Below are 20294 nucleotides of genomic sequence, written 5' to 3' on the forward strand. Positions count from 1 at the left end.
CAGCAGCCCTGCTAAGCTCGCTTGTCAACCTGGGTTCGGAGCGATTCCACCTTGAGCCTGCCGCCTATTCATATCCGCCCCGGACAATCCGCTCGGGCGTTGACCGAGCGGTATCGCGACGTCGGCGTCGTTCAAGCGGCGGACTTCTTGGACGCACCGGCAGCCGATGCGGTCGGAGACCTGCTTCCCCGGCTACCGTATGTGATCGTGGCACCGGATGAAGGCGGTCAGACCCTGGTGATCAATGACGAGGTGATGCGGCGTTTCGGTGAGCAGCAGGTTCGCACCTTCCTCAGCGATACCGTCAAGCGTGCCTCGAGCGGCTTTTCCTTCATCCATCGGAGCTACGCGTTGCAGGACGAGTATGCGCGCGGGGCTGACGAGCCGATCGCACGCGTCACTGAGTTCCTGCAGGGCCGTGAGTTCTTGGATTTTGCGGGTGAGATTGTTGGGGAACACGTCGACGGCGTGCGGGTCCAAGCGAGCCACTACCGGCGCGGCGACTTCCTCACGGTGCATGACGACAGCCACTCGAGGGACGACCGCATCGCAGCGTTTACTCTCGGCTTCACCCGGGGTTGGCGGCCGGATTGGGGTGGTCAATTACTCTTCCATGATGCCGAGGGGGGACATCATTCGCGGGTTCGCGCCGCGGTTTAATGTGTTGACGGTGTTCAGAGTGCCGACCGCGCATTCCGTGGCTCCTGTGGCGGCGTACGCGGAGACTCCGCGTCTCTCGATCACAGGTTGGTTCATCCGGGAGCCGAAACGATGAGCGGCTGGCTGAACCCGACCCTCAACCCACAGGCTTTCCGTGAAGCTTATGAAGGCGATGGCTGGGTGCAGATCCCGGACCTGTTGGCGCCGCAGATAGCTGAGGCGCTCGCCGACGCGCTTGAGCGAGCGACCCCTTGGCGCCTCGTCCACTCGGGGCCCGCAGGCGAACCGATCTATGTGGATGCTGCAGCGCTTGAGCCGCTACATAGGAGCGAACTGCAGGCGAGGCTGCAAGAGACCGGAAGGCGGGCGGCAGCCGGCTTCGCCTACCTCTATTACGTTTATCCGATGATCGAGGCCTACCTCGGTGGCCGTGATCCTGGCCACCCCCTGCATCGGGTTACTGAATTCCTGAATGGTCCGGAATTCATGGCGTTCGCCCACGAGGTGACGGGCGAACCGGTGGTTAAGGTGGATGCTCAAGCCAGCCACTACCGGCCGGGTCACTACTTGACGCTGCATGACGACCGTGGGGACGGGGAGCGCCGCGCAGCCTACACGATCGGCCTGACCCGAGAATGGCGCCCCGATTGGGGCGGGCAACTCCTGTTCCACGATGCAATGGGCGACGTGACGCGCGGTTTTACGCCCAAGTTCAATGTGCTGACGCTCTTCAAGACGCCGCAGTGGCACTCCGTGGCGCCGGTTGCGCCTTACGCCGCCCGCCCTCGATTCGCCATCACCGGCTGGCTGCGGGACGATCCGCCCTATGCGGCAAAGCCGCCGCCTGCCCGATGAGATCGCGGATCGCCGTCAACTCCGCCCGAGCCGCAGCGTCACCAGCCTCCGCCAAGCCCATCAGTTTTCGCACTGCAGAGTAGGCCGCGCTGGCCCGCGCCGCGGGCCGGCCGCCCCGCCCGCCGGCAAAAGCCAGTGCGCGGGCTCTGGTCACCTCGCGCAGATTGACCCGGCGGACAGCCGTTTCAAGCACGCAGAGAAGATCATGGGGCGGCAGGTCTGCCGCTGCTTCGGGCGGTCGCATTTCGAAAAAGCCGAACTGCAGGATAGCGCGGCCCTCGGACACCACCTTCTTCAGCCCGCCCGGGGTCGGGCCCAGCCTGTCGGCATAGACGCGTGCTGCGCAAGACAGAGCTGCCTCCCGGTTCATGGACCGGGTGCTCTGCAGATATAACGTTGCCGCGGCTATTCGCTTGGCGGCCGGGAGGTCTCCCAGCGCATCCAGCGCGATTGCGGCCGTCGCCTCGTCGACCATCCCTGCCGCTGAGGACCCCATGGGCCCGGATCCGTCCACTTACACCCCCCGATGTAACAGCTCAGTTGCACGCCTATGAGGCAAGTAACATTGATACGCGTTCAGTTGGAAGTGGCTCGCTCGAGCTGCGCCTTAACGCCGCGCTCGACGGAGGGGCTCACCGTCGGATAGTCCGAGTGGCGCGAAACGGCCCGGAGGAAGCGACCATGCGCGGAGAACTATCCTGGTGGGCTGCAGGGATCGTTGCGGCGTTGCCGTCGCTTGCGCCGCTGACCGCGATGGCGGAACCAGCGGATGCCACACTGAAGGGCTTGGCCGCCTGCACGGTCCTGCAAGAGCCATCGACGAAGGCGGCATGCTACGACGCCGCGTATCAGGCGCTGAATGAGCAAGTTAGCGCCGGCGAGATCAGCATTATCCGCCGTAAGGAGGCGCAAGACGCCCAGCGCGGAGCGTTCGGCTTGAACCTCCCATCGCTAGCTTTGTTCGATCGTGCTGCGGGCAGCGAGGGGCCGCTGGAGAGCGTAACGGACGAACTGGTGCGCGCCTCACAGGAAGCAAGCGGCCGCTGGGTCTTCCAACTGAAGAGCGGCGCCACCTGGCGACAGATTGACAACGGCGCGATCTCGCCGAGGCCCAAAATTGGCGCGCCGGTCGAGGTCCGCCGCGCCGCGTTGGGCAGCTTCTTCTTGAAGGTTGGCGATGCGCGCGGCGTCCGAGCCAGGCGCAGTGAGTAGTCCGTCCCTAGTCTAGAGGCACGATCGGCAGCTCGATGGCCGAGGAGGTGGCCCCAGTATGGAAAACCCGCTGGGTCGCCTTCCGGTAGTCAGAGGGCTTGGCCATGAAGATGTTCTCAACATAACTCTGCGGATTGCGGTCATACAGCGGGAACCAGCTGGACTGGACCTGCACCATGATCCGGTGCCCCGGCAGGAAGACGTGGTTCGCGGTGGGCAGTTCGAAGCGGTACTTCTGGACCTTGCCCGCCGGGATTGCCGAAGGCTTCTCGTAGCTGTCGCGGTAACGGCCGCGGAAGATCTCCATCGAGACCGGAAGCTGGTAGCCGCTCATGCCGAGGTCCGACGCGACGAAGTCGGGCTGGACATCAATGAGCTTCACGACCCAGTCGCTGTCCGTGCCGCTGGTCGATGCGAACAGGTTCACGACCGGCTCGCCGGCGATCTTCAGCGGCTCTTTCAGCGGCTCCGATGCATAAACCAACACGTCGGGGCGGGTGGCGGCATGCCGCTGATCTGACGCCAGCCAGTAACGCCACTGGTCGGCGTCATCGGCACGCACCGGCCTGGGGACGAACGGAACGGGCTTGGCGGGATCCGAGACGTATTCGTCGTAGGCCGCGCCGACAGGTCTCTCGAAAGCTAGCTTGAGGCCAGGCTGCAGATAAAGCGGCTTCAGAACTTGGGCCTGGGGCCAGCGGTCGTAACGTTTCCATTGCAGCGTCCCGGTCTCGAACATCGTCACCGGCGCGATGTCGGCCTTTCTGCCGTTCGTCTTCAGATATTGATCGAGGAACGGCTTCATCACCTTCAGGCGGAACTCGGTGGCGGTGTCGCCGGGCATCTTCACAGGTCCCAGCGCGCGCTGCTCGTAGTTGACGCCGGAGTGGCGCCAGGCGCCCAACGCCAGGAAGTTCATGTCGTTGTTGGCGTCCTTTGTCTCCGTCGCTTGATAGGCGTGGACCGCGCCGTAGATGTCTTCCTGATCGTAGAGCGAACCGACCCAGAGCGTCGGCACCTTCAGCGGGCGCTTCGCTAGCTGCTTATCGAGCGCCTGCTCCTGCCAGAACTGATCGTAGGCGGGATGCTCGACGATCTTGCGGAAGGCCGGGATCTGGTCGAGGCCGGCGCGCCTGCCGAACTCCCAGACGTTGCCGGCGCGCAGGAAGTTCTCGTAGTCGTCCACGGTCTCACGGGGCAAGTCGGGACCGGAGCCCTTCTCGGTCATCTGGTTCATGAACCAGTCCAGCATGGTCTGACGGAAGGCGCCGTTCTGGAACCAGTCGTCACCCATCCAGCCGTCGATCATCGGGCTCTGCGGCACGGCGGCCTTCAGCGCCGGATGCGGGTCAATCAGCGCCATCGCGGCCGTGAAACCCGGATAGGACGAGCCCGTCACGCCGACGCGGCCGTTGGTCTCCGGCGTGTTCTTCACCAGCCAGTCGATGGTGTCGAAGGCGTCGGAGGAATGGTCGACCGGCGTGTTGTTCAGGGGCCCGCGCAGAGGACGGGTCAGCACATACTCGCCCTCAGAGGCGTGCTTGCCGCGGACGTCCTGATAGACCCGGATGTAGCCGTCCGCGAGGAATGCCTCGTCCACCTGGGCGCCCGTCGCCGAGGCGTAGGGCGAGTTGAACCGCTTGCTTGGCGTCTTGGCATTGTAGGGCGTGCGCGTGAGCAGGATCGGCGCGTCCTTCGCGCCCTTCGGCACAATGATGACCGTGTAGAGCTTCACGCCGTCGCGCATCGGGATCATCACCTCGCGCCGCTCGTAGTCGTAGGCGGCGGTGGGCGCGACGAACTTCGCCGGAATGTCCGGCGTCATCGGCGGGGTCTGCGCCGCATTTTGAGCCCGAGCGGGCAGCGCAATGGCGGCGCACGCGACAGCGGCGCGCAGCAAGGTCTTCAAGGTCATGAACATCCCCACAGAACGATGCGGGGACGCTAGCCTGAGCGTTAGGCGCTGGCGAGTGCGCTCTGGAACAGGGTTGCGCCGTCTGCCGATCCGAGCTCGGCTTCGAACGCGCGGTCCGGGTGGGGCATCATGCCGAGCACGTTGCCGCGGCCATTTATGATGCCGGCGATGTTGCGCTGCGAGCCGTTGGGATTCTCGAGGTAGCGGAACACCACCTGGCCCTCGCCCTCGAGACGGTCCAGCGTCTCCTCGTCGGCGAAGAAGTTGCCCTCGCCGTTGCCGACGGTCATCGAGACCTGGCGGCGGCCCTTGTACCCAGCGGTGAAGCGCGTCTGAGCGTTCGTGACCTCCAGTTCGATCGGCTTGCACACGTACTTAAGCTTCTCGTTGCGGAGCAGGGCGCCGGGCAGCAGGCCCGCCTCGCAGAGGATCTGGAAGCCATTGCAGATCCCGACCGTCGCCACCCCGCGCTCCGCAGCCGCAACCACGTCGGACATGATCGGCGACAGCGAAGCCATAGCGCCGCAGCGCAGATAGTCTCCGTACGAGAAGCCGCCCGGCAGGACTACCAGATCAACGCCGCTGGGCAGCGTCGTGTCCCCGTGCCAGACCATCTCGACCTGAGCACCGGTGGAGCGCTCGACGGCGACCTTGCAGTCGCGATCGCAGTTGGAGCCCGGGAAGACGATGACGGCGGCTTTAGTCATGGGCGCCTCAGGTGGTCGAGGGGAGGGGAGTCGTCAAGCGCGGCGGTGAAGATCACTGGCGCCGCCAGTGCTTCAATCCATCGAGGTAGGCATGCAACTGGTCGAAGCCGGCCTTGTCGCCGTACGGGCATCCGGTGGTGACCACATCCGAGCCCTTGGCCTGCTGCATCATGATCGCCGGGTGCCCCGGCGCGGCCGGTTCGGTGATCAGGTAGGAGGTGCGGCCGTCGCTGCTGGAATAGAAGCGGTAGGGCTCAGCTGGATCCTTGGGCGCGGGCACAAGCTGCGGCTGCGCAACGAGCGCGGCGGCCTGGGCCTCGAAGGGCTGGCCGCAGTCCAGAGCCTTGTAGGTGACCGGCGCTTCAGCTGGGTCCGAGCAGGCCCCGAGCGTGAGGAGGGCGGCGAAGACCGCCCACGCCTTCACGCCACCTCCACCCGGTAGCTTTCGATGACGGTGTTGGCGAGCAGCTTCTCGCACATCGCCTTGACCTCGGCCTCGGCCGCCGCAGCGTCGGCGCTCTTGAGGTCGAACTCGATCGTGCGGCCGACCCGGACGTGCTCGACGCCGCCCCAGCCGAGGCCGTGCAGCGCCTGTTCGACGGCCTTGCCCTGCACGTCCAGGACGCCCGGCTTCAGGAACACGTGGACTTTCGCGCGCACTAGTGGAGGCCCCCTTGGATGACGGTCGGCATCTCTTTCATGATGCCGAGACGGCGAGCCACCTCGGTGTAGCTCTCGATGACGTTGCCCAGGTCCCGGCGGAACCGGTCCTTGTCCAGCTTCTCGTTGGTCTGGCTGTCCCACAGCCGGCAGCTGTCGGGGCTGATCTCGTCGGCCAGGATGATGCGGGAGAAGTCGTTCTCCCAGATGCGGCCGAACTCGATCTTGAAGTCCACCAGGGTGATGCCGACGCCGCCGAACAGCCCGGTCAGGAAGTCGTTCACCCGTAGGGTGAGCGCCATCATGTCATCGATCTCCTGGGTGGTGGCCCAGTTGAAGGCGGTGATGTGCTCTTCGGCGACCATCGGGTCGTGAAGCTTGTCGTCCTTCAGGTAGAACTCGATGATCGAGCGCGGCAGGGCCTGGCCCTCGGGCAGGCCGAAACGCTTCGACAGCGAACCGGCCGCCACGTTTCGGCAGACCACCTCCAGAGGGATGATCTCCACTTCGCGGATCAGCTGCTCGCGGAGGTTCAGCCGCTTGATGAAGTGGTTCTGCACCCCGATCGAGTTCAACCGGGTCATGATGTACTCGGAGATCCGGTTGTTGATGACGCCCTTGCCCTCCAGCACCGCCTTCTTCGTCGCGTCAAAGGCGGTCGTGTCGTCCTTGAAGTACTGGATGAGGGTGCCGGGCTCCGGACCTTCGTAGAGGATCTTGGCCTTGCCTTCATAGATCTTCTTACGCCGGGTCATCGAACGGCCTTCTCCATGGCGAGGGTTGGCTGGTCGGCAGAACGAAAAACGCGCGCGTCCGATTTTTTCGCGCGCGGCTCCGACTCAGGGGTCTCGCCCAATTCAGGCGGCGCGAAATTAGCGGATGCAGCGAGCCCACGCAAACGTGGCGGAAAGGCCGCCGCTTTCGATTGCGGGGCGCGCTGGCGCGGGCTATGGGAACGCCCGCTTCGAGATACGGACCTTCGGACACAGATGACCACCTTTGACGACCGCGAGCAGGGCTTTGAGAAGAAGTTCGCCCTGGACGAAGAGCAGGAGTTCAAGGCTCACGCGCGGCGGAACAAGGCGCTGGGCCAGTGGGCTGCCGGGCTTATGGGGCTGCAGAACGTCGACGAGTACGTGAAGGCGGTCGTGAAATCCGACCTCGAACTCCCTGGCGACGAAGACGTGTTCCGCAAGGTCTTCGAGGATCTCAAAGGGGCCGGAGTGTCTGCGACGGAAGGCGAGGTCCGGATGAAGATGGCCGAACTGCTCGCGCAAGCCCGTGAGAGCGTGAAGAGCGGCAACTAGCTCACGCACGAGAGCCGGAAGCGTAAGGGCGCGCCTCGTGGCGCGCCCTTCGCGCTTCTAGGCCTTCATCTGGCTGTCGAGATACTTCCGTATGCCGGCCCCATAGGGCGGGCGCATGGCCTGCAGCGGGCCGATGTCCTTCTTGATCTGGGTGTAGATCGCCTTCCGGTGGCTGAACTCCCGGAAGCCGCCGACGCCGTGATAGCTGCCCATGCCGGACGGGCCGACGCCGCCGAACGGGAGCTCCTCCTGGGCCACGTGGAAGATCACGTCGTTGACGGTGACGCCGCCGGACGTCGTGGTCGCCAGCACCTTCTCCCGCTCTGCTTCGTCGACGCCGAAGTAGTAGAGGCCGAGCGGCCGCTCGCCCTTGTTCACGTAGGCGATGGCCTCATCCACGGTGCGGTAGGTCTTCACCGGCAGGACCGGGCCGAAGATCTCCTCCTGCATCACCTTCATGTCGTCTGTGGGGTCGAGGATCAGCGTCGGTGCGATCTTGCGGTGCTCCTGCTGCGACAAGTCTTCGCCGTCCGGCTTGAGCTCGACCACCCGAGCGCCCTTGGCGCGGGCCTCGTCGACGTAGCCCATGATCCGCTCGTAGTGACGCTGCGCGACGATCGCCGTGTAGTCGGGGTTGTCCTTGATGGTGGGGAACATCTTGGCCACGGACCGCCTGGCGCTCTCGACGAAACCGTCCACCTTGTCGGCCGGGGCCAGGACGTAATCGGGCGCCAGGCAGATCTGCCCGGCGTTCAGCGTCTTGCCGTTCATGATCCGCGCTGCGGCGACGTCGAGGTCGGCGTGCTTGCCCAGGATCACGGGGCTTTTCCCGCCCAGCTCCAGGGTCAGCGGCACCAGGTTCTCGGCGGCGGCGCGCATCACGTGGCGGGCGACACCCGTGGCGCCGGTGAAGATCAGGTGGTCGAAGGGCAGACGCGCGAAAGCCTCACCGACGTCCGGTCCGCCCGTCACGACCGCGATCTCCTCCTCGGAGAACGCAGAGCCGAACATGATCTGCATCAGCTCGGACGTGGCCGGCGTGTACTCAGAAGGCTTGATCATCGCCCGATTGCCGGCTGCCAGTATGCCCGCTAACGGCGCGAAGGTGAGGTTTACCGGGAAGTTCCAGGGGCTGATGACGCCCACGACACCCTTCGGCTGGAACCGGACCTCGGCCTTGGCGCCGAACAGGCCCAGGATCGCGGGCGTCGTTTTGCGCTTCTCCGGCCGCATCCACTTCCGCAGGTTCGCCTTGGCGTGCTTCAGCGGTGCGATCGACCCCGATACATCGGTGAAGGCCGTTGCCTCTCGTGAGCGCGAACCGAAGTCCGCGTTTAGCGCATCCTCAATGGCCTTGCGGTTCTCGATCAGCAGCCGGATGCAGCGGTCAATGCGGTTGATGCGCTCCTCGGCCGATGGCGCACCGTCGCGCAGATGAGCCGCCTTCTGGCGTTGCAGGATGCCTTGCATGTCCATGTCGCGTCCTCCCGTTGGGGAAGAGGCGACTAGCTGACGCCGCGGCGGTCAAGGGTTTCGAAAAAGGGGCGGCTGACCCGTTTAGGCACGACGCCGGCCCAGGCTTCGCGGACCAGATCGGTCAGCTCCGCCTCGTCGATCCTGGCGAGCTCCACGTAGGCCCAGCGGTTCGGACCGAACCGGAACGGCTCGAAAGTGTCCGGACGGGCTTCGAAGAGGAGTTCCTGGTGGTCCCGGTCAAGCTTCAGCACCGCGCGTCCGCCCCAGCCCAGGGCAAAGGCTTTCGAGCCCACCTGGAAGTAGGGCGCGCCCTTCCAGTCGACTTCGCGCGCGCCCGGTAGGGCGAGCGCCAGTTGGCGGAGATCCTCGAAGCTAGCGATTGGCTAGGCTCCCTGTTTGGCTTCCTGGCCGAAGACACGGGCGAAGACGGCGTCCACGTTCTTGAAGTGATAGCCGAGGTCGAAGAGCTGCTCGAGTTCGGTGTCTGAAAGGGTGATCTCGGGGTCGGCCTTGAGGAAGTCGAGGAAGTTTCCCTCTCCGCGCCACACCTTCATGGCGTTGCGCTGGACGGCGGCGTAGCTCGCCTCGCGGCTGAGGCCTTTCTGGGTGAGGCCCAGCAGGACGCGCTGGGAGTGAACGAGGCCGCCCAGGCGATCGAGGTTCTTCGCCATGTTCTCCGGATAGATCACCAGCCGCTCGATAACGCCGGCCAGGCGACGCAGCGCGAAGTCCAGATGGACGGTTGAGTCGGGGCAGATGCCGCGCTCCACCGACGAATGGCTGATGTCGCGCTCGTGCCACAGCGCCACGTTCTCCATGGCTGGCACGACCGCTGAACGCACCAGCCGGGCGAGGCCGGTCAGATTCTCTGTCAGGATCGGGTTGCGCTTGTGCGGCATCGCCGACGAGCCCTTCTGGCCCGGATCGAACGGCTCCTCGGCCTCCAGCACCTCGGTGCGTTGCAGGTGGCGGATCTCGACGGCGAGCCGCTCGATGGAGCTCGCGACGACAGCCAACGCGGCGAAGTAGGCAGCATGCCGGTCGCGCGGGATCACCTGGGTCGAGACCGGCTCGACGGCGAGGCCCATCTGCTCGGCGACGTAGGCTTCGACCTCGGGCGCCACATTCGCGAAGGTGCCGACGGCGCCGGAGATGGCGCAAGTGGCGATCTCGAACTTGGCCATCGCCAGGCGCTCCTTCGCGCGCTGGAACTCGGCGTAGTGGCCGGCGAGCTTGAGGCCGAAGGTGGTGGGTTCGGCGTGGATGCCGTGGCTGCGGCCGACGGTCGGCGTCAGCTTGTGCTCGAAGGCCCGGCGCTTCAGCGCCGCCAGCACCATGTCGACATCCTCGATCAGCAGATCCGTGGCGCGGACGAGCTGGACGGCCAGAGTGGTGTCGTTGACGTCCGAGGATGTCATGCCCTGGTGGAGGAAGCGCGCCTCGGGGCCGACGATCTCGGTGACGTGGGTCAGGAAGGCGATGACGTCGTGTTTCACCTCCCGCTCGATCTCGTCGATGCGGTCGGCGTTCCAGACGGCGTCGCGGCCCTTCTCCCAGATGACGCGGGCGGCCTCCTTCGGAATGACGCCCAGCTCCGCCATCTTGTCGGCGGCGTGGGCCTCGATCTCGAACATGATCTTGAACCGGGTCTGCGGCTCCCAGATCTGGGCGGCTTCCTTGCGGGCGTAGCGGGGGATCATGGCGACGGGATATCCCGGCGCCCCGGCCCGATGTCAAATCTGACGTTTCCGTCAGTTCTGCTGGGCCGCCTGGGCCCGGGCGATGTCCCTCGGCAGCGTCAGCGCCGCCAGCAGGTAGTGCAGGCCGGCCCAGGCGTAGATCAGGGTCGTGCCCAGCAGCCCCAGCCGCGTCCCCACCGCCGTCGCGCCCCGGCACGCCGCATCCACCGCACCCCCGGCCCCCGCCGGCCCCACGCCGCCCGGACACGCCGCCTCCAGCGCCCCGGCTCCGCCCGCCGTCACCCAGGCGTTCTGCGCGAACAGGTCGATCAGCCACCCCGTGAAGGGCGGGCCGAACCCCAGCGCGATCAGGTTGACGATGAACAGCAGCAGGGCCGCCGCCGTCGCCCGCATCCGGGTGTCCATGGCGTTCTGCACCACCCCGAACGTCGGCCCCAGGTAGGTGTAGTGCAGCACGCCCCCCACCATCCAGAACGCCACCCCGGCCTGCCAGGTGTCGCGCGTGAAGGTCCACAGGTACAGCGGCGTCGCCACCATCAGCCCGATGGCCGGCACCAGCGCATACCAGCGCACGCTGCGCTTGCTCGCCCAGTCGGTCAGGAACCCGCCCAGCAGCGTCCCCGCGCCGTTGGCCACCCCGGCCACCAGGCCGAACAGCAGGCCCGCGGTCGCCAGGTCCAGGCCGTACTGGCGGATCAGGTAGGGCGGCACGTACTGCCCCGCGCCATAGCCGGCGAAGCTCGCCAGCGTCATCCCGGCCACGATGTGGAACAGCCCCCACGAGCCCAGCAGCCGCTTGGCCACCGCCGCCATCGACGGCGGCTTCCGCTCCGCGTCCAGGGCCGGATCGGACGAGGCGAGCGGCGGGTTCGGCGCGCCCGCGATCGAAGCCTCCCGGCCCAGCGCCCCCGCGCTCTCGGCCTCGATCGCCAGCTGCCGGTCGGCCCAGCCGCGCGGCGGCTCCTTGACCACCAGCTTGATCAGCAGCGCCACGGCGATACCGGGCAGGCCCACCAGCATGAAGGCCGCCTGCCAGCTCACGTTCTGGGCGATCCAGCCGCCGGCGATGGCCCCGAACATGGTCCCCAGCGGAATGCCGAAGGCGTAGATCGACAGGGCCGAGGCCCGCTTCTTGGGCTCGAAATAGTCGCTGATCAGCGAGTGCGCCGGCGGCGACAGCCCCGCCTCGCCGATCCCTACGCCCACCCGGAACAGCAGGAGCTGGACGTAACTGGTCGCCAGGCCGCACAGCGCCGTGAAGCCCGACCAGACGACGATGGCGATGGTGATGATGTTGACCCGGCTCTTGCGCTCGGCCAGCCGCGCGATCGGGATGCCCAGCGTCGTGTAGAGCAGGGCGAACGACAGGCCCCCCAGCCAGCCCAGCTGGGCGTCGGTGAGCTTCAGGTCCTCTTTGATCGCCTGTCCGATCGTCGAGATGATCGTCCGGTCGATGAAGTTGAAGGTGTAGGCCAGCACCAGCAGCCACAGGACCGTGGTCTTGTAGGCTGGGGTGAACTGGGGGGGCGGCGCCGGGCGCGGAGCTGGACGGGGAGGCTCCTGGGGAGGCCGGAGGTGTGGTGGCCATGTGTGTGCGCTTCCCCGGAAGCCGCCGCTGGCGGGCGGTCGTGGGCCTTAAGGCGGCGGCGCTTCAGCGCCGGCGGCTCAAGGCGTTGGGGCGGAGGTTAGGCCGGTTACGTCGGGGTGGGGAAGGGTGTTGTCTCGCGCTCGCTATTAGTACTATATAGCAGAAGGTGGTGCTAGAGGTGCTGGGATGAAGACTATCCAGATTGGGCTCGAGGTGCACAAGGCGATCGAGGCTGAGCGACAGTCAATGGGGGAGCCCGAGAACGCCATCCTGATGAGGCTGCTCGGACTCGAGTGCCTAGACGCAACGGATACAGCGTCGCGGCCGGCCAGGAACGGCGGCGCGTGGCGGAAGGATGGGGTCGAGCTGCCCGAAGGGACCCAGTTGCGGGTCATTTACTCCGGTCAGCACGTGGACGGCCTCGTGAGTGCTGGGAAGTGGGTGGTTCGGGGGGAGGCCTTCTCCTCGCCATCCATGGCGTTGATCCATAGCGTCACGACCAAGGATGGTCGCAAGACGAACCTCAACGGCTGGAACCATTGGACGGTAAAGCGGCCAGGCGATCCGGATTTCATCCGCCTGTCGTCATTGCGACGTTAGGCGCCGGGCAGCGGCGCAGGTATTCGCCGCTTTAGAGTTGATACTGCGGCTGGGAACGCGAAAGTGCCGGCGGAGGATCCGGACGCGCGGTGGCTGTGAGGGGGGCGGGCGATCGGCGGCTCGCCCCCTCCACCATCGGCTCTGCGGCCTGCGGCCTCGGCCGATGGTCCCCCTCCCCCGCTACGCAGGGGAGGTAAGGCGGACCCAGGCCTGGCCTTCGTGGCCGAAGTGGACAGCGCCCGGGTGGAGGATCTCGGCGACGATCTCGGCGCTCTCGACGAGGCGGGGGGCCGGGGCGGTTGAAGTAGTGGTGGCCGTCGATGGCGTAGACCTGGCCCTGGCGGACGGCCTGGAGCCGGGGCCAGAGCGGGTGGGACGCGAGCGCCGGCAGGTCGGAGAGGCTCTGGGCGAGGGTGAAGCCGCAGGGCAGCAGCAGGATCACGTCGGGGTCGGCGGCGGCGAGGTCGTCCCAGGCGAGCCAGGGGGAGTGCTGGCCGGCCGTGGCGAAGAGGGAGCGGCCGCCGGCGGCCTCGATCAGCTCGGGCATCCAGTTGCCGCCGGCCATCAGCGGCTCGAACCATTCCAGGGCGGCGACGGTGGGCTTCGGGCGGCCAGTGGTCTTGGGCGCGACGGCGGCGGAGAGCGCGGCGAGGCGGGCCTGGAGGGACGCGATCAGGGCCTCGCCGGCCGGGACGGCGCCCAAGGCCCGGGCGACCTTGCGGATGTCGCCCCAGACGTCGGCGAGGTCGTCGGGCTCGAGGCTGACGAGCTCGGGGGCCAGGCCGGTCCAGCTGCAGAGGGCGGCTTCCAGGTCGGCCGGGGTGACGGCGCAGATGGCGCACTGGGTCTGGGTGAGGATGACGTCGGGCTTCAGCCGTTTAAGGGTCTCGGTGTCGACGTCGTAGACGCTGACCGCCTGGCGCAGGATGTCGTTGACCTGGGCGTCGATGGCGCCCGAGCCGAAGCCGGCCGCCGTATCGAGCGGGCGGACCTTGGTGGAGCTGAGCGCCGGCAGGGCGGCGACGCCGGCCGGGAAGTCGCACTGGTGGGAGCGGCCGACCAGGCGGTGGCCGAGCCCCAGCGCCGCCACGATCTCGGTGGCGCTGGGGAGCAGGCTGACGATGCGCTGCGGTTCGCTCATGCGGCGCGCGCGGCCGGCCGGCGCTGGGCGAGCGCGTCGAGGGCCAGCAGGGCGGCCAGCCAGCCGGCGTTGATCAGGCCGATGGCGGTGATCACGCCGGGGACGATCTCGCAGCTGCCCTCGACCGCGAACTCGACGGCCAGCGCCGTGAGCTGGTTGGCGACGAAGGCCGGGACGAAGGCTGTGGCGACGCGGAAGGCGGTGGGCCAGTGCTGCGGAAGTCGCGGCAGGACGACGGCGGCGGTGACGAGGCTGGCCAGGGCCATGACGCCGAGGCCTGCGCCCCAGCCGACGGTCTGGACGTCGACGGGATAGTCGCGGAGGCCGAAGCCGATCGCCTGGCCGGTGAGCCAGACGGCGGCGGTGAGCGCGAGCGCCTGCGGGAGCCTGAGGCGGGCGGCGGCGAGGACGGCGATGGCGACCAGGGGCTCCAGGCAGGCCAGGCCCAAGCAGCCCAGGACGACGGCGCCGTAGACGCCAGCTGACCATGTGAGGCGGTTCATGGGCGGGGCTCCCTAGTCGAGGCTGACGCGCAGGCCGGCGAAGGCGCCGCGGCCGGGGCGTTCGAAGCCGACCGGGTTCTCGTAGCGCTCGTCGGTGAGGTTCTCGACGCGGCCGAAGACGGTGACGCGGTCGGAGAGGCGGTACTGGGCGGCGAGGTGGGCGACCGTGTAGTCGGGCGCCTTCAGGCGCGGGACGGTGAAGCTGCGGTCGCCGTCGATCCAGCGGCCGACGTGGACGACGGTGGCCGAGACGGTCAGGGCGTCGGTGACGGCCCAGTCGGCGGCGGCGGTGGCGCGGTGCTTGGGCCGGCGGAGCAGGGTGAGGCCCGTGTCGCGGTCCTCGGCGTCTGTGTAGGTGTAGTCGAGGCGGACGTTGAGCGCGGGCGTCAGCGCGGCTTGCGCGAAGGCCTCCACGCCCTTCGCCCGGGCGCGGCCGATGTTGGCGTAGCTGTCGAACGTGGCGTTGGTGGTGATCAGGTTCCGGATGGTCTGGTCGAAGTAGGTCGCGCCGATGGTGAGGCGGTCGCCGAGCGGCTGTTCGAGGCTCAGGTCGAAGCCGCGGCTGGTCTCGGGCTCGAGGTCGGGGTTCGCGAAGAAGAAGAACTCGGGGAAGCTGACGAACAGCTGGGTGAGCGTCGGCGCCTTGAAGCCCGTGCCGTAGCTGGCGCGCAGGATCGTGCCGGTGGCGGGCAGGGTGTGGGCAGCGGCGAGGCGCCAGGTGGCCTTCCCGCCGAAGCGGTCGTTGTCGTCGAGGCGGACGGACGCGGTGAGGCTGACCGGGGCGCCCGGCCGGGTCTGGGCCTCGGCGAAGACCGCGAGGTTCTCGGTCTCGTAATTGGGCGCGGTGTCGGCGAGGCGCTCGCGCTCGGCTTCGAGGCCGGCGATCAGGGTATGGCCCCCGTCGAAGGCAAGATCGAGCCGCAGGTCGCCCTTCAGCTCGTCGCCCGCGTTGCGGGAGACGAAGCCGCCGGGCGAGGTGATCTTCGTGCGGTAGTCGGTGACGTTCACGCCGGCGCGGGCGGCCAGGCGGTCCGGGATGACGTCGAGGCGGGCCTCGGCGCGGGCGACGAGGCCGCGGGCGTCCTGGCGCGAGCGCTCGGCGGCGGGGGCGGACGGGAAGCCCTCGTCGGAGGTGAAGAAGAGCTCGCTGTCGGCCAGCCGGGCCACGCCGTTGAACTCGAGGCGATCGGAGGCCCGGGCGCGGAGGCGGGCGGTCAGCGTGGTGTTCTCGTATTCGTCGGCGTCGACCGCGCGGCCGTTCGGGATCAGCGCCAGCGGGGTCGTGCTGCTTTCGCCGGTGCGGGCGTGGGCGAGGTTGACGGCGTAGCCCAGCGGACCCGCTTCGCCCGCCGCGCCGAGCGCCTGGTCGAAGGTCTCGAAGCTGCCGGCCTCGAGCCGGGCGCGAAGGCGGTTCGGGCCGCCGGGCGGGGCGGTGACGATGTTGACCACGCCGCCGATCGCGTCCGAGCCGTAGAGGCCGGACTGCGGGCCGCGCAGGACCTCCACGCGGGCGATGTCGTCGGTGAGGATGGCGCCGAAGTCGAAGACGCCGCCCTGGCTGGGATCGTTGGCGTCGACGCCATCGATCAGCACCTTGGTGTGGTTGGCGTTGGCGCCGCGGATGAAGACCGAGGCGCGGCCGCCCGGGCCGCCGGTCTGGACGACGTTGAGCCCCGGCGAGAGCTGCAGAACGTCGGGCAGGGTGCGCTGCTGGCGCCGGGCGATGTCGTCGGCGGTGAAGACGGTGACGGCGGAGCCCACCTCCTCGGCGGCGGTCGGCCGGCGGGTGGCGGTGACGACGACGCCGTCCACCTGTGCATCTTCGGCCAGGGCCGGAGTCGCAAGGAGCGTCAGGGCGATCAGGGAAACGGAAGAACGGTACATGAGGCCTCGCGGCGGACGTGGAGACGTCACCGCGAAACGACGGCTGTCGCCGGGCTCGAAACCCGGCGGTCCATCCACATCGGCGCACCCCGTCCGACGCGATCGCGCGTGACCACGGCTTGTGGCAGGTCTCCTGGCTCGCGGGTCACAGCTTCCGTCCGGCCTTCCCAGGACCTTTCGGCCCCAGTGGCTTAATCGGGGGAAGCTCGCCGCTTACAGTTGCGGGGGCAGCCGCGGCTTAGGATCGAAAGATCCGCACCGCATTCCCTATTGAGCCCTCTCGGGCGCCACGCCCCGCCTTTGGGCCGCGCCGGGGCGGGCGTCAAGCTGCCTCAGGGTGAAGGCTGGCCGTCCCACCAGGCCAGCACGCCGTAGCGCTGCAGCCGGGCCATCATGCGCATCAGGTTGACGTTGTTGTCGTGGAACAGCCGCTGGGCGCCGGGGCGGACGGCGGCGTCGATGGCGAAGACCACGCCGTCGGGGCCGCTGCGGCAGTAGCCGCGCTGTTCGAGATCGATGAGGCGGCGGCGCACGGTCTCGGACGGCAGGCCGACGCTGCGGGCCACCTCGCTGCGGCGGACGGGCCGGCGGAGGCTTTCGGGCAGGGGGGCGGGCGTCGCGCGCTGTTCGGGCGTCAGGTGGCGCAGGTTCAGCTGGCCGAGCTTCAGGAGGATGATGCCCGTCAGCGGGTCGCCGACGCGGCGGCCCAGCAGCTCCAGCGCCCGGAGATAGTATTCGGAGAGCAGCCGGTTCACGAGGCGGACGGGCGGCTCGTCGAAGGCGGCGTCGCCCTCGGGCCAATGCATGCCGGGCAGGGCGGGACCGGTGTCGCCGCCGCGGGCCATGTCGACGAGGGCGCCGAAGTCGCGGAGTTCGAGATACAGCCGCCGGACACGCTCGTAGCGCAGGGTCGAAATCCGCCGGTAGTGATCGGAGGCGAGGCGGGCGGTGGGCACCACGACGCCCTTGGGGCCGATGACGCACTCGCCGCGGGCGGCCAGCGCGTTCAGCCGCCGCCGGGTGGTCTCGAACGGCTGGCCCAGGGAGGCGGCGACGGCGTTGATGCTGACCGGGCGGCGCAGCTCGTCGGGCGGCGGCGCGTCGAGGGCGCCGTACTTCTGCTGCAGCACCGGATCCTGGTTGATCGGGGCGACATTGGCCTCGATGACGGCGGTCAGGAACAGCGGATCGAGGACCGGACCGCCGTCGCGGACGATGTCGGCTACATCCGTGACCAGCTCGATACTGAGCCGAACCAGCAACCAGTGCGCGGTCAGAGGGGGCGGAAGCGGTTCGTGCTCGCCCCCGCGCAGCATCTCAACCATCCCCGCACGCTTCCGTAGAATCGTCGGGGCGCCAAGCGACCGTAGGTGGAAGAACCTGTTATATCGGCGTTCTAGGACACCGTGTCGCGGTGCAGCGTCTTCCGCGCCAGCCAGAACAGCACGAACGGGATGACGCCGAAGAGGGCCGAGATGATCAGCGCCCAGCGCACGCCCTCGGCCGAGCCGAGACCCATGCCGGTGTTCAGCCCGTCGGAGAGCAGGCCCACGGCCACCGGACCCATGCCAAGGCCGATCAGGTTGGCGAGGAACAGCAGGATCGCCGAGGTGGTGGCGCGCATGTGGGGCGGGACGATCGACTGGGCGGAGCCGTACACCGGCCCGTACCAGGTGGACGCCACGAGATAGTTCAGGCCCAGCAGGCAGATCCCGAGGGGCGCGGAATCCACCAGCACCGCCGCCGAATAGATCGGCACCGACAACAGCGCGCCGATGGCGGGCGTGATCATCTGATGGCCCAGGTTGCGCTTGGCGACCTTGTCGGCGATCCAGCCGCCCGCGAAGGTGCCGATGGCGCCGCCGATGCCGGCCAGCAGGCCGATGGCGAGACCCAGGAAGCCCACCGACTTCAGGCCGAAGCTGGCGGCGAGACCCGCCACCTCCTCGGTATGGTTGCGCAGGAAGAAGGAGGCGGTGAACGGCGCATGGCCATAGCCGATGAAGGCCTTCAGCGAGGCGCCCATGGAGATGTACCAGAAGGTCGGCTTGCGGGTGACGTAGCGCAGGGTCTCGCCGAAGCTGGCGGTGGCGGCGGTCACCTTGGCCGCCTGTTTGGCGATGATCCGCCGCGGCTCCTTCAGCGTGGTGAAGACCAGGACCGCGAAGAGCAGCCCGGGCGCGCCGGCGACGAGGAAGGCCACGCGCCAGCCGTAGGCGTCGGCCACCAGCCCGCCCAGCACGAGGCCGAGCAGGCTGCCCAGCGGCGTGCCCATGGAATAGAAGGCGAGCGCCGAGGAGCGCTTCTCCTTCGGCACCATGTCGGAGATCAGCGAGTGGGCCGGTGGCGTACAGCCGGCCTCGCCGACGCCCACCCCGATGCGGCAGAGGGCGAGCTGGGTGAAGTTCTGGGCCTGGCCGCAGAGGGCGGTGAAGCCCGACCAGACGGCCACCGAGGTCCCGATGATGTAGGCACGGTTCTTCCGCTCGGCGAGGCGCGCCAGCGGGATGCCCAGCACGGTGTAGAAGATCGCGAACGCCAGGCCGCTCATGAGGCCGAGCTGGGTGTCGGAGAGGCCGAGGTCGTTCTTGATCGGCTCGGCGAGGATGTTGATCACCTGCCGGTCGAGGAAGTTGATGATGTAGATGCCGAGCAGCAGCCACATGGCGTAGCGGGTGTAGCCGCGGGAGAACGGGACGGCCGGCGCGGCGTCGACGGCGGCTGGGCCAGGCGCGGCGACGGCGCCGGGCGCGGCGCCTTCCACGCCGGGGGTGACGACGGTCATCGGACGTTTCTCCCTCGGTTTCTGTCTTTTCGTTGGTTCGAGGTTGACCGGCTGCCGTAGGGCGCGGCAAGCGCTGAAATGTTTCAACCCGGAGAACGGAGGCCCTCCATGGAGCTGGTGATCGGCACGAAGAAGTGGTCGACGTGGTCGCTGCGGCCGTGGCTGGCGATGAAACGCTCGGGCCTGCCGTTCACCGAAACGCTGATCGAGCTGCGCCAGGAGAACAACCGGACCGAGGCTGAGATTAAGCCGCACTCCCCGTCCGGGCTGGTGCCGGCGCTGAAGCTTGGGCCGGACGAGGGCGGGGCGATCCTCGTCGACAGCCTCGCCATCTGCGAGTTCCTGGCGGAGAAGGCGCCTGGCCTGTGGCCGGCCGATCCGATCCTCCGGGCCCTGGCCCGCTCGGCGGCGGCGGAGATGCACTCGGGTTTCGCGAGCCTGCGCGGCGAATGCCCGATGGCGCTGGAGGTCGAGCCCCGCGCCGCCGAACTCTCCGAGGCCACGCAGAAGAACATCCGCCGCATCGTGGAGCTGTGGCTCTACATGCTGGATCGCTCGGGCGGCCCGTTCCTGGCGGGCGACTGGTCGATCGCCGACGCGTTCTACACGCCCGTGGCCACCCGCTTCCGGACCTATGGCGTGAAGCTCACCGACTACGGCGACGACGGCCGGGCCGGCGCCTATGCGGGCCTGCTGCTGGAACAGCCGGACTTCCTCGAGTGGGAGGCGGCGGCGCGGTGAGGCGGCCCCGATGAGACGGCTGGCCATCCTGCTGCGGGCGGTGAACGTCGGCGGCATCCAGCTGAAGATGGCCGACTTCAAGGCCGTGCTGGCGGCCGAGGGCTTCGAGGCGCCGGAGACCCTGCTGGCCAGCGGCAATGCGGTGGTGGCGACCAACGCCAGGGCGGACGCCGTGGAGGCGCAGATCGCCGCCGCCCTGACGGCGAAGCTCGGCCTCTCCACGGACGTCTTCGCGCGTGACCGGGCGGAGCTGGAGGCGGTGATCGCCGCCAATCCGTTCACGGCCTTCGCCGCCGAACAGCCGTCGCGGATGATGGCGGTGTTCCTGAAGGCGGAGCCGCCGAAGGACCTGGACCCGCTTCGCCGCCATGCGGTCTTCGGCGAGGAGATCGCGCCGGGGCCGGGCTGCCTCTACATCACCTATCCGGACGGGGCGGGCCGCTCCAAGCTGGCCGGCGCCAAGGCGCTCACCGGCATCGGGACCTCGCGCAACTGGAACACGGTGCGCAGGCTCGCGGAGAAGCTGGCCTGAGGGCGGCCCACGCCCGCCCTGAGGGCTG

21 protein-coding genes, 1 pseudogene and 1 riboswitch are annotated in these 20294 nt (G+C 68.2%); of the genes and pseudogenes, 7 read left to right on the forward strand and 15 right to left on the reverse strand.

Features of this window, described 5'->3' with window-relative positions:
* The first annotated feature begins 255 nt into the window (after positions 1 to 255).
* Positions 256 to 775 (forward strand): annotated as a pseudogene (locus LRS10_RS13045) (2OG-Fe(II) oxygenase family protein).
* Entirely contained in the window at positions 772 to 1515 is a 744-nt protein-coding gene (locus tag LRS10_RS13050) for a 2OG-Fe(II) oxygenase family protein (RefSeq protein WP_257837643.1), read from the forward strand. The pseudogene LRS10_RS13045 and the gene LRS10_RS13050 overlap by 4 nt, the downstream one beginning before the upstream one ends.
* On the opposite strand, the gene LRS10_RS13055 is transcribed toward LRS10_RS13050, so the two are convergent.
* The gene (locus tag LRS10_RS13055; protein ID WP_257837644.1) at positions 1457 to 1990 is read right to left on the reverse strand and encodes a hypothetical protein; all 534 of its coding nucleotides are present in this window, start codon (positions 1988 to 1990) and stop codon (positions 1457 to 1459) included. The two genes, LRS10_RS13050 and LRS10_RS13055, sit on opposite strands and share 59 nt — an antisense overlap.
* 206 nt (positions 1991 to 2196) lie before the next feature.
* Between LRS10_RS13055 and LRS10_RS13060 the strand changes: the two genes are divergently transcribed.
* The gene (locus LRS10_RS13060; protein WP_257837645.1) at positions 2197 to 2727 is read left to right on the forward strand and encodes a hypothetical protein; all 531 of its coding nucleotides are present in this window, start codon (positions 2197 to 2199) and stop codon (positions 2725 to 2727) included.
* Between the two features lie 7 nt (positions 2728 to 2734).
* Here the strand turns inward: LRS10_RS13060 and LRS10_RS13065 are convergent, their stop codons facing one another.
* The 5 genes from LRS10_RS13065 to purC are packed head-to-tail and all read right to left on the reverse strand — an operon-like array spanning position 2735 to position 6764.
* Complete coding sequence (locus LRS10_RS13065; protein ID WP_257837646.1) at positions 2735 to 4642, reverse strand: CocE/NonD family hydrolase; 1908 nt, start codon at positions 4640 to 4642, stop codon at positions 2735 to 2737.
* A 41-nt stretch (positions 4643 to 4683) separates the two neighbouring features.
* Positions 4684 to 5349 (reverse strand): phosphoribosylformylglycinamidine synthase subunit PurQ, encoded by a 666-nt coding sequence (purQ, locus tag LRS10_RS13070; protein WP_257837647.1) that lies wholly within the window; start codon positions 5347 to 5349, stop codon positions 4684 to 4686.
* 52 nt (positions 5350 to 5401) lie between these two features.
* Positions 5402 to 5773, reverse strand: coding sequence for a hypothetical protein (locus tag LRS10_RS13075; protein ID WP_257837648.1), 372 nt, complete (start codon positions 5771 to 5773; stop codon positions 5402 to 5404).
* Positions 5770 to 6009, reverse strand: coding sequence for a phosphoribosylformylglycinamidine synthase subunit PurS (purS, locus tag LRS10_RS13080; protein WP_257837649.1), 240 nt, complete (start codon positions 6007 to 6009; stop codon positions 5770 to 5772). The genes LRS10_RS13075 and purS overlap by 4 nt, the downstream gene beginning before the upstream one ends.
* A complete protein-coding gene (gene purC / locus LRS10_RS13085) occupies positions 6009 to 6764 on the reverse strand; it encodes a phosphoribosylaminoimidazolesuccinocarboxamide synthase (RefSeq protein ID WP_257837650.1) in 756 nt (251 codons plus the stop codon). Before purC ends, purS begins: the two co-directional genes overlap by 1 nt.
* A gap of 234 nt (positions 6765 to 6998) precedes the next feature.
* On the opposite strand from purC, the gene LRS10_RS13090 reads away from it, so the two are divergent.
* Positions 6999 to 7316 carry a DUF1476 domain-containing protein gene (locus tag LRS10_RS13090; RefSeq protein ID WP_257837651.1) on the forward strand — a complete coding sequence of 106 codons (318 nt, stop codon included), beginning with the start codon at positions 6999 to 7001 and terminating at the stop codon, positions 7314 to 7316.
* Between the two features lie 57 nt (positions 7317 to 7373).
* Here the strand turns inward: LRS10_RS13090 and LRS10_RS13095 are convergent, their stop codons facing one another.
* From LRS10_RS13095 to LRS10_RS13110, 4 genes are read right to left on the reverse strand one after another with little or no spacing between them, the layout of a single operon-like run.
* Positions 7374 to 8792, reverse strand: a complete 1419-nt coding sequence (locus LRS10_RS13095) for a coniferyl aldehyde dehydrogenase (RefSeq protein ID WP_257837652.1) — start codon at positions 8790 to 8792, stop codon at positions 7374 to 7376.
* A gap of 29 nt (positions 8793 to 8821) precedes the next feature.
* A complete protein-coding gene (locus LRS10_RS13100; protein ID WP_308238019.1) occupies positions 8822 to 9172 on the reverse strand; it encodes an MmcQ/YjbR family DNA-binding protein in 351 nt (116 codons plus the stop codon).
* Positions 9173 to 9175: 3 nt separating this feature from the next.
* Complete coding sequence (gene purB, locus LRS10_RS13105) at positions 9176 to 10492, reverse strand: adenylosuccinate lyase (protein ID WP_257837653.1); 1317 nt, start codon at positions 10490 to 10492, stop codon at positions 9176 to 9178.
* Between the two features lie 51 nt (positions 10493 to 10543).
* Positions 10544 to 11971 (reverse strand): MFS transporter, encoded by a 1428-nt coding sequence (locus LRS10_RS13110; RefSeq protein ID WP_257837654.1) that lies wholly within the window; start codon positions 11969 to 11971, stop codon positions 10544 to 10546.
* Positions 11972 to 12266: 295 nt separating this feature from the next.
* Between LRS10_RS13110 and LRS10_RS13115 the strand changes: the two genes are divergently transcribed.
* Positions 12267 to 12680 carry a hypothetical protein gene (locus LRS10_RS13115; protein ID WP_257837655.1) on the forward strand — a complete coding sequence of 138 codons (414 nt, stop codon included), beginning with the start codon at positions 12267 to 12269 and terminating at the stop codon, positions 12678 to 12680.
* 31 nt (positions 12681 to 12711) lie between these two features.
* On the opposite strand, the gene LRS10_RS13120 is transcribed toward LRS10_RS13115, so the two are convergent.
* From LRS10_RS13120 to LRS10_RS13140, 5 genes are all read right to left on the reverse strand, one after another.
* Positions 12712 to 13821 (reverse strand): cobalamin-binding protein, encoded by a 1110-nt coding sequence (locus LRS10_RS13120; RefSeq protein WP_257837656.1) that lies wholly within the window; start codon positions 13819 to 13821, stop codon positions 12712 to 12714.
* Positions 13818 to 14324 (reverse strand): hypothetical protein, encoded by a 507-nt coding sequence (locus tag LRS10_RS13125; protein ID WP_257837657.1) that lies wholly within the window; start codon positions 14322 to 14324, stop codon positions 13818 to 13820. Before LRS10_RS13125 ends, LRS10_RS13120 begins: the two co-directional genes overlap by 4 nt.
* 12 nt (positions 14325 to 14336) lie before the next feature.
* The gene (locus LRS10_RS13130; RefSeq protein ID WP_257837658.1) at positions 14337 to 16208 is read right to left on the reverse strand and encodes a TonB-dependent siderophore receptor; all 1872 of its coding nucleotides are present in this window, start codon (positions 16206 to 16208) and stop codon (positions 14337 to 14339) included.
* A 105-nt stretch (positions 16209 to 16313) separates the two neighbouring features.
* Positions 16314 to 16515, reverse strand: a riboswitch (cobalamin riboswitch).
* 25 nt (positions 16516 to 16540) lie between these two features.
* A complete protein-coding gene (locus LRS10_RS13135; RefSeq protein WP_257837659.1) occupies positions 16541 to 17524 on the reverse strand; it encodes a hypothetical protein in 984 nt (327 codons plus the stop codon).
* 80 nt (positions 17525 to 17604) lie between these two features.
* Positions 17605 to 18993, reverse strand: a complete 1389-nt coding sequence (locus LRS10_RS13140) for an MFS transporter (protein WP_257837660.1) — start codon at positions 18991 to 18993, stop codon at positions 17605 to 17607.
* Between the two features lie 108 nt (positions 18994 to 19101).
* Here LRS10_RS13140 and LRS10_RS13145 point away from each other — a divergent pair, with 108 nt between their 5' ends.
* Both LRS10_RS13145 and LRS10_RS13150 read left to right on the forward strand, forming a co-directional pair.
* The gene (locus tag LRS10_RS13145) at positions 19102 to 19734 is read left to right on the forward strand and encodes a glutathione S-transferase (protein ID WP_257837661.1); all 633 of its coding nucleotides are present in this window, start codon (positions 19102 to 19104) and stop codon (positions 19732 to 19734) included.
* A 10-nt stretch (positions 19735 to 19744) separates the two neighbouring features.
* Positions 19745 to 20266, forward strand: coding sequence for a DUF1697 domain-containing protein (locus LRS10_RS13150; protein WP_257837662.1), 522 nt, complete (start codon positions 19745 to 19747; stop codon positions 20264 to 20266).
* The last annotated feature ends 28 nt before the right edge of the window (positions 20267 to 20294 follow it).

It is taken from the genome of Phenylobacterium sp. J426 (assembly GCF_024699945.1).
GTDB lineage: Bacteria > Pseudomonadota > Alphaproteobacteria > Caulobacterales > Caulobacteraceae > Phenylobacterium.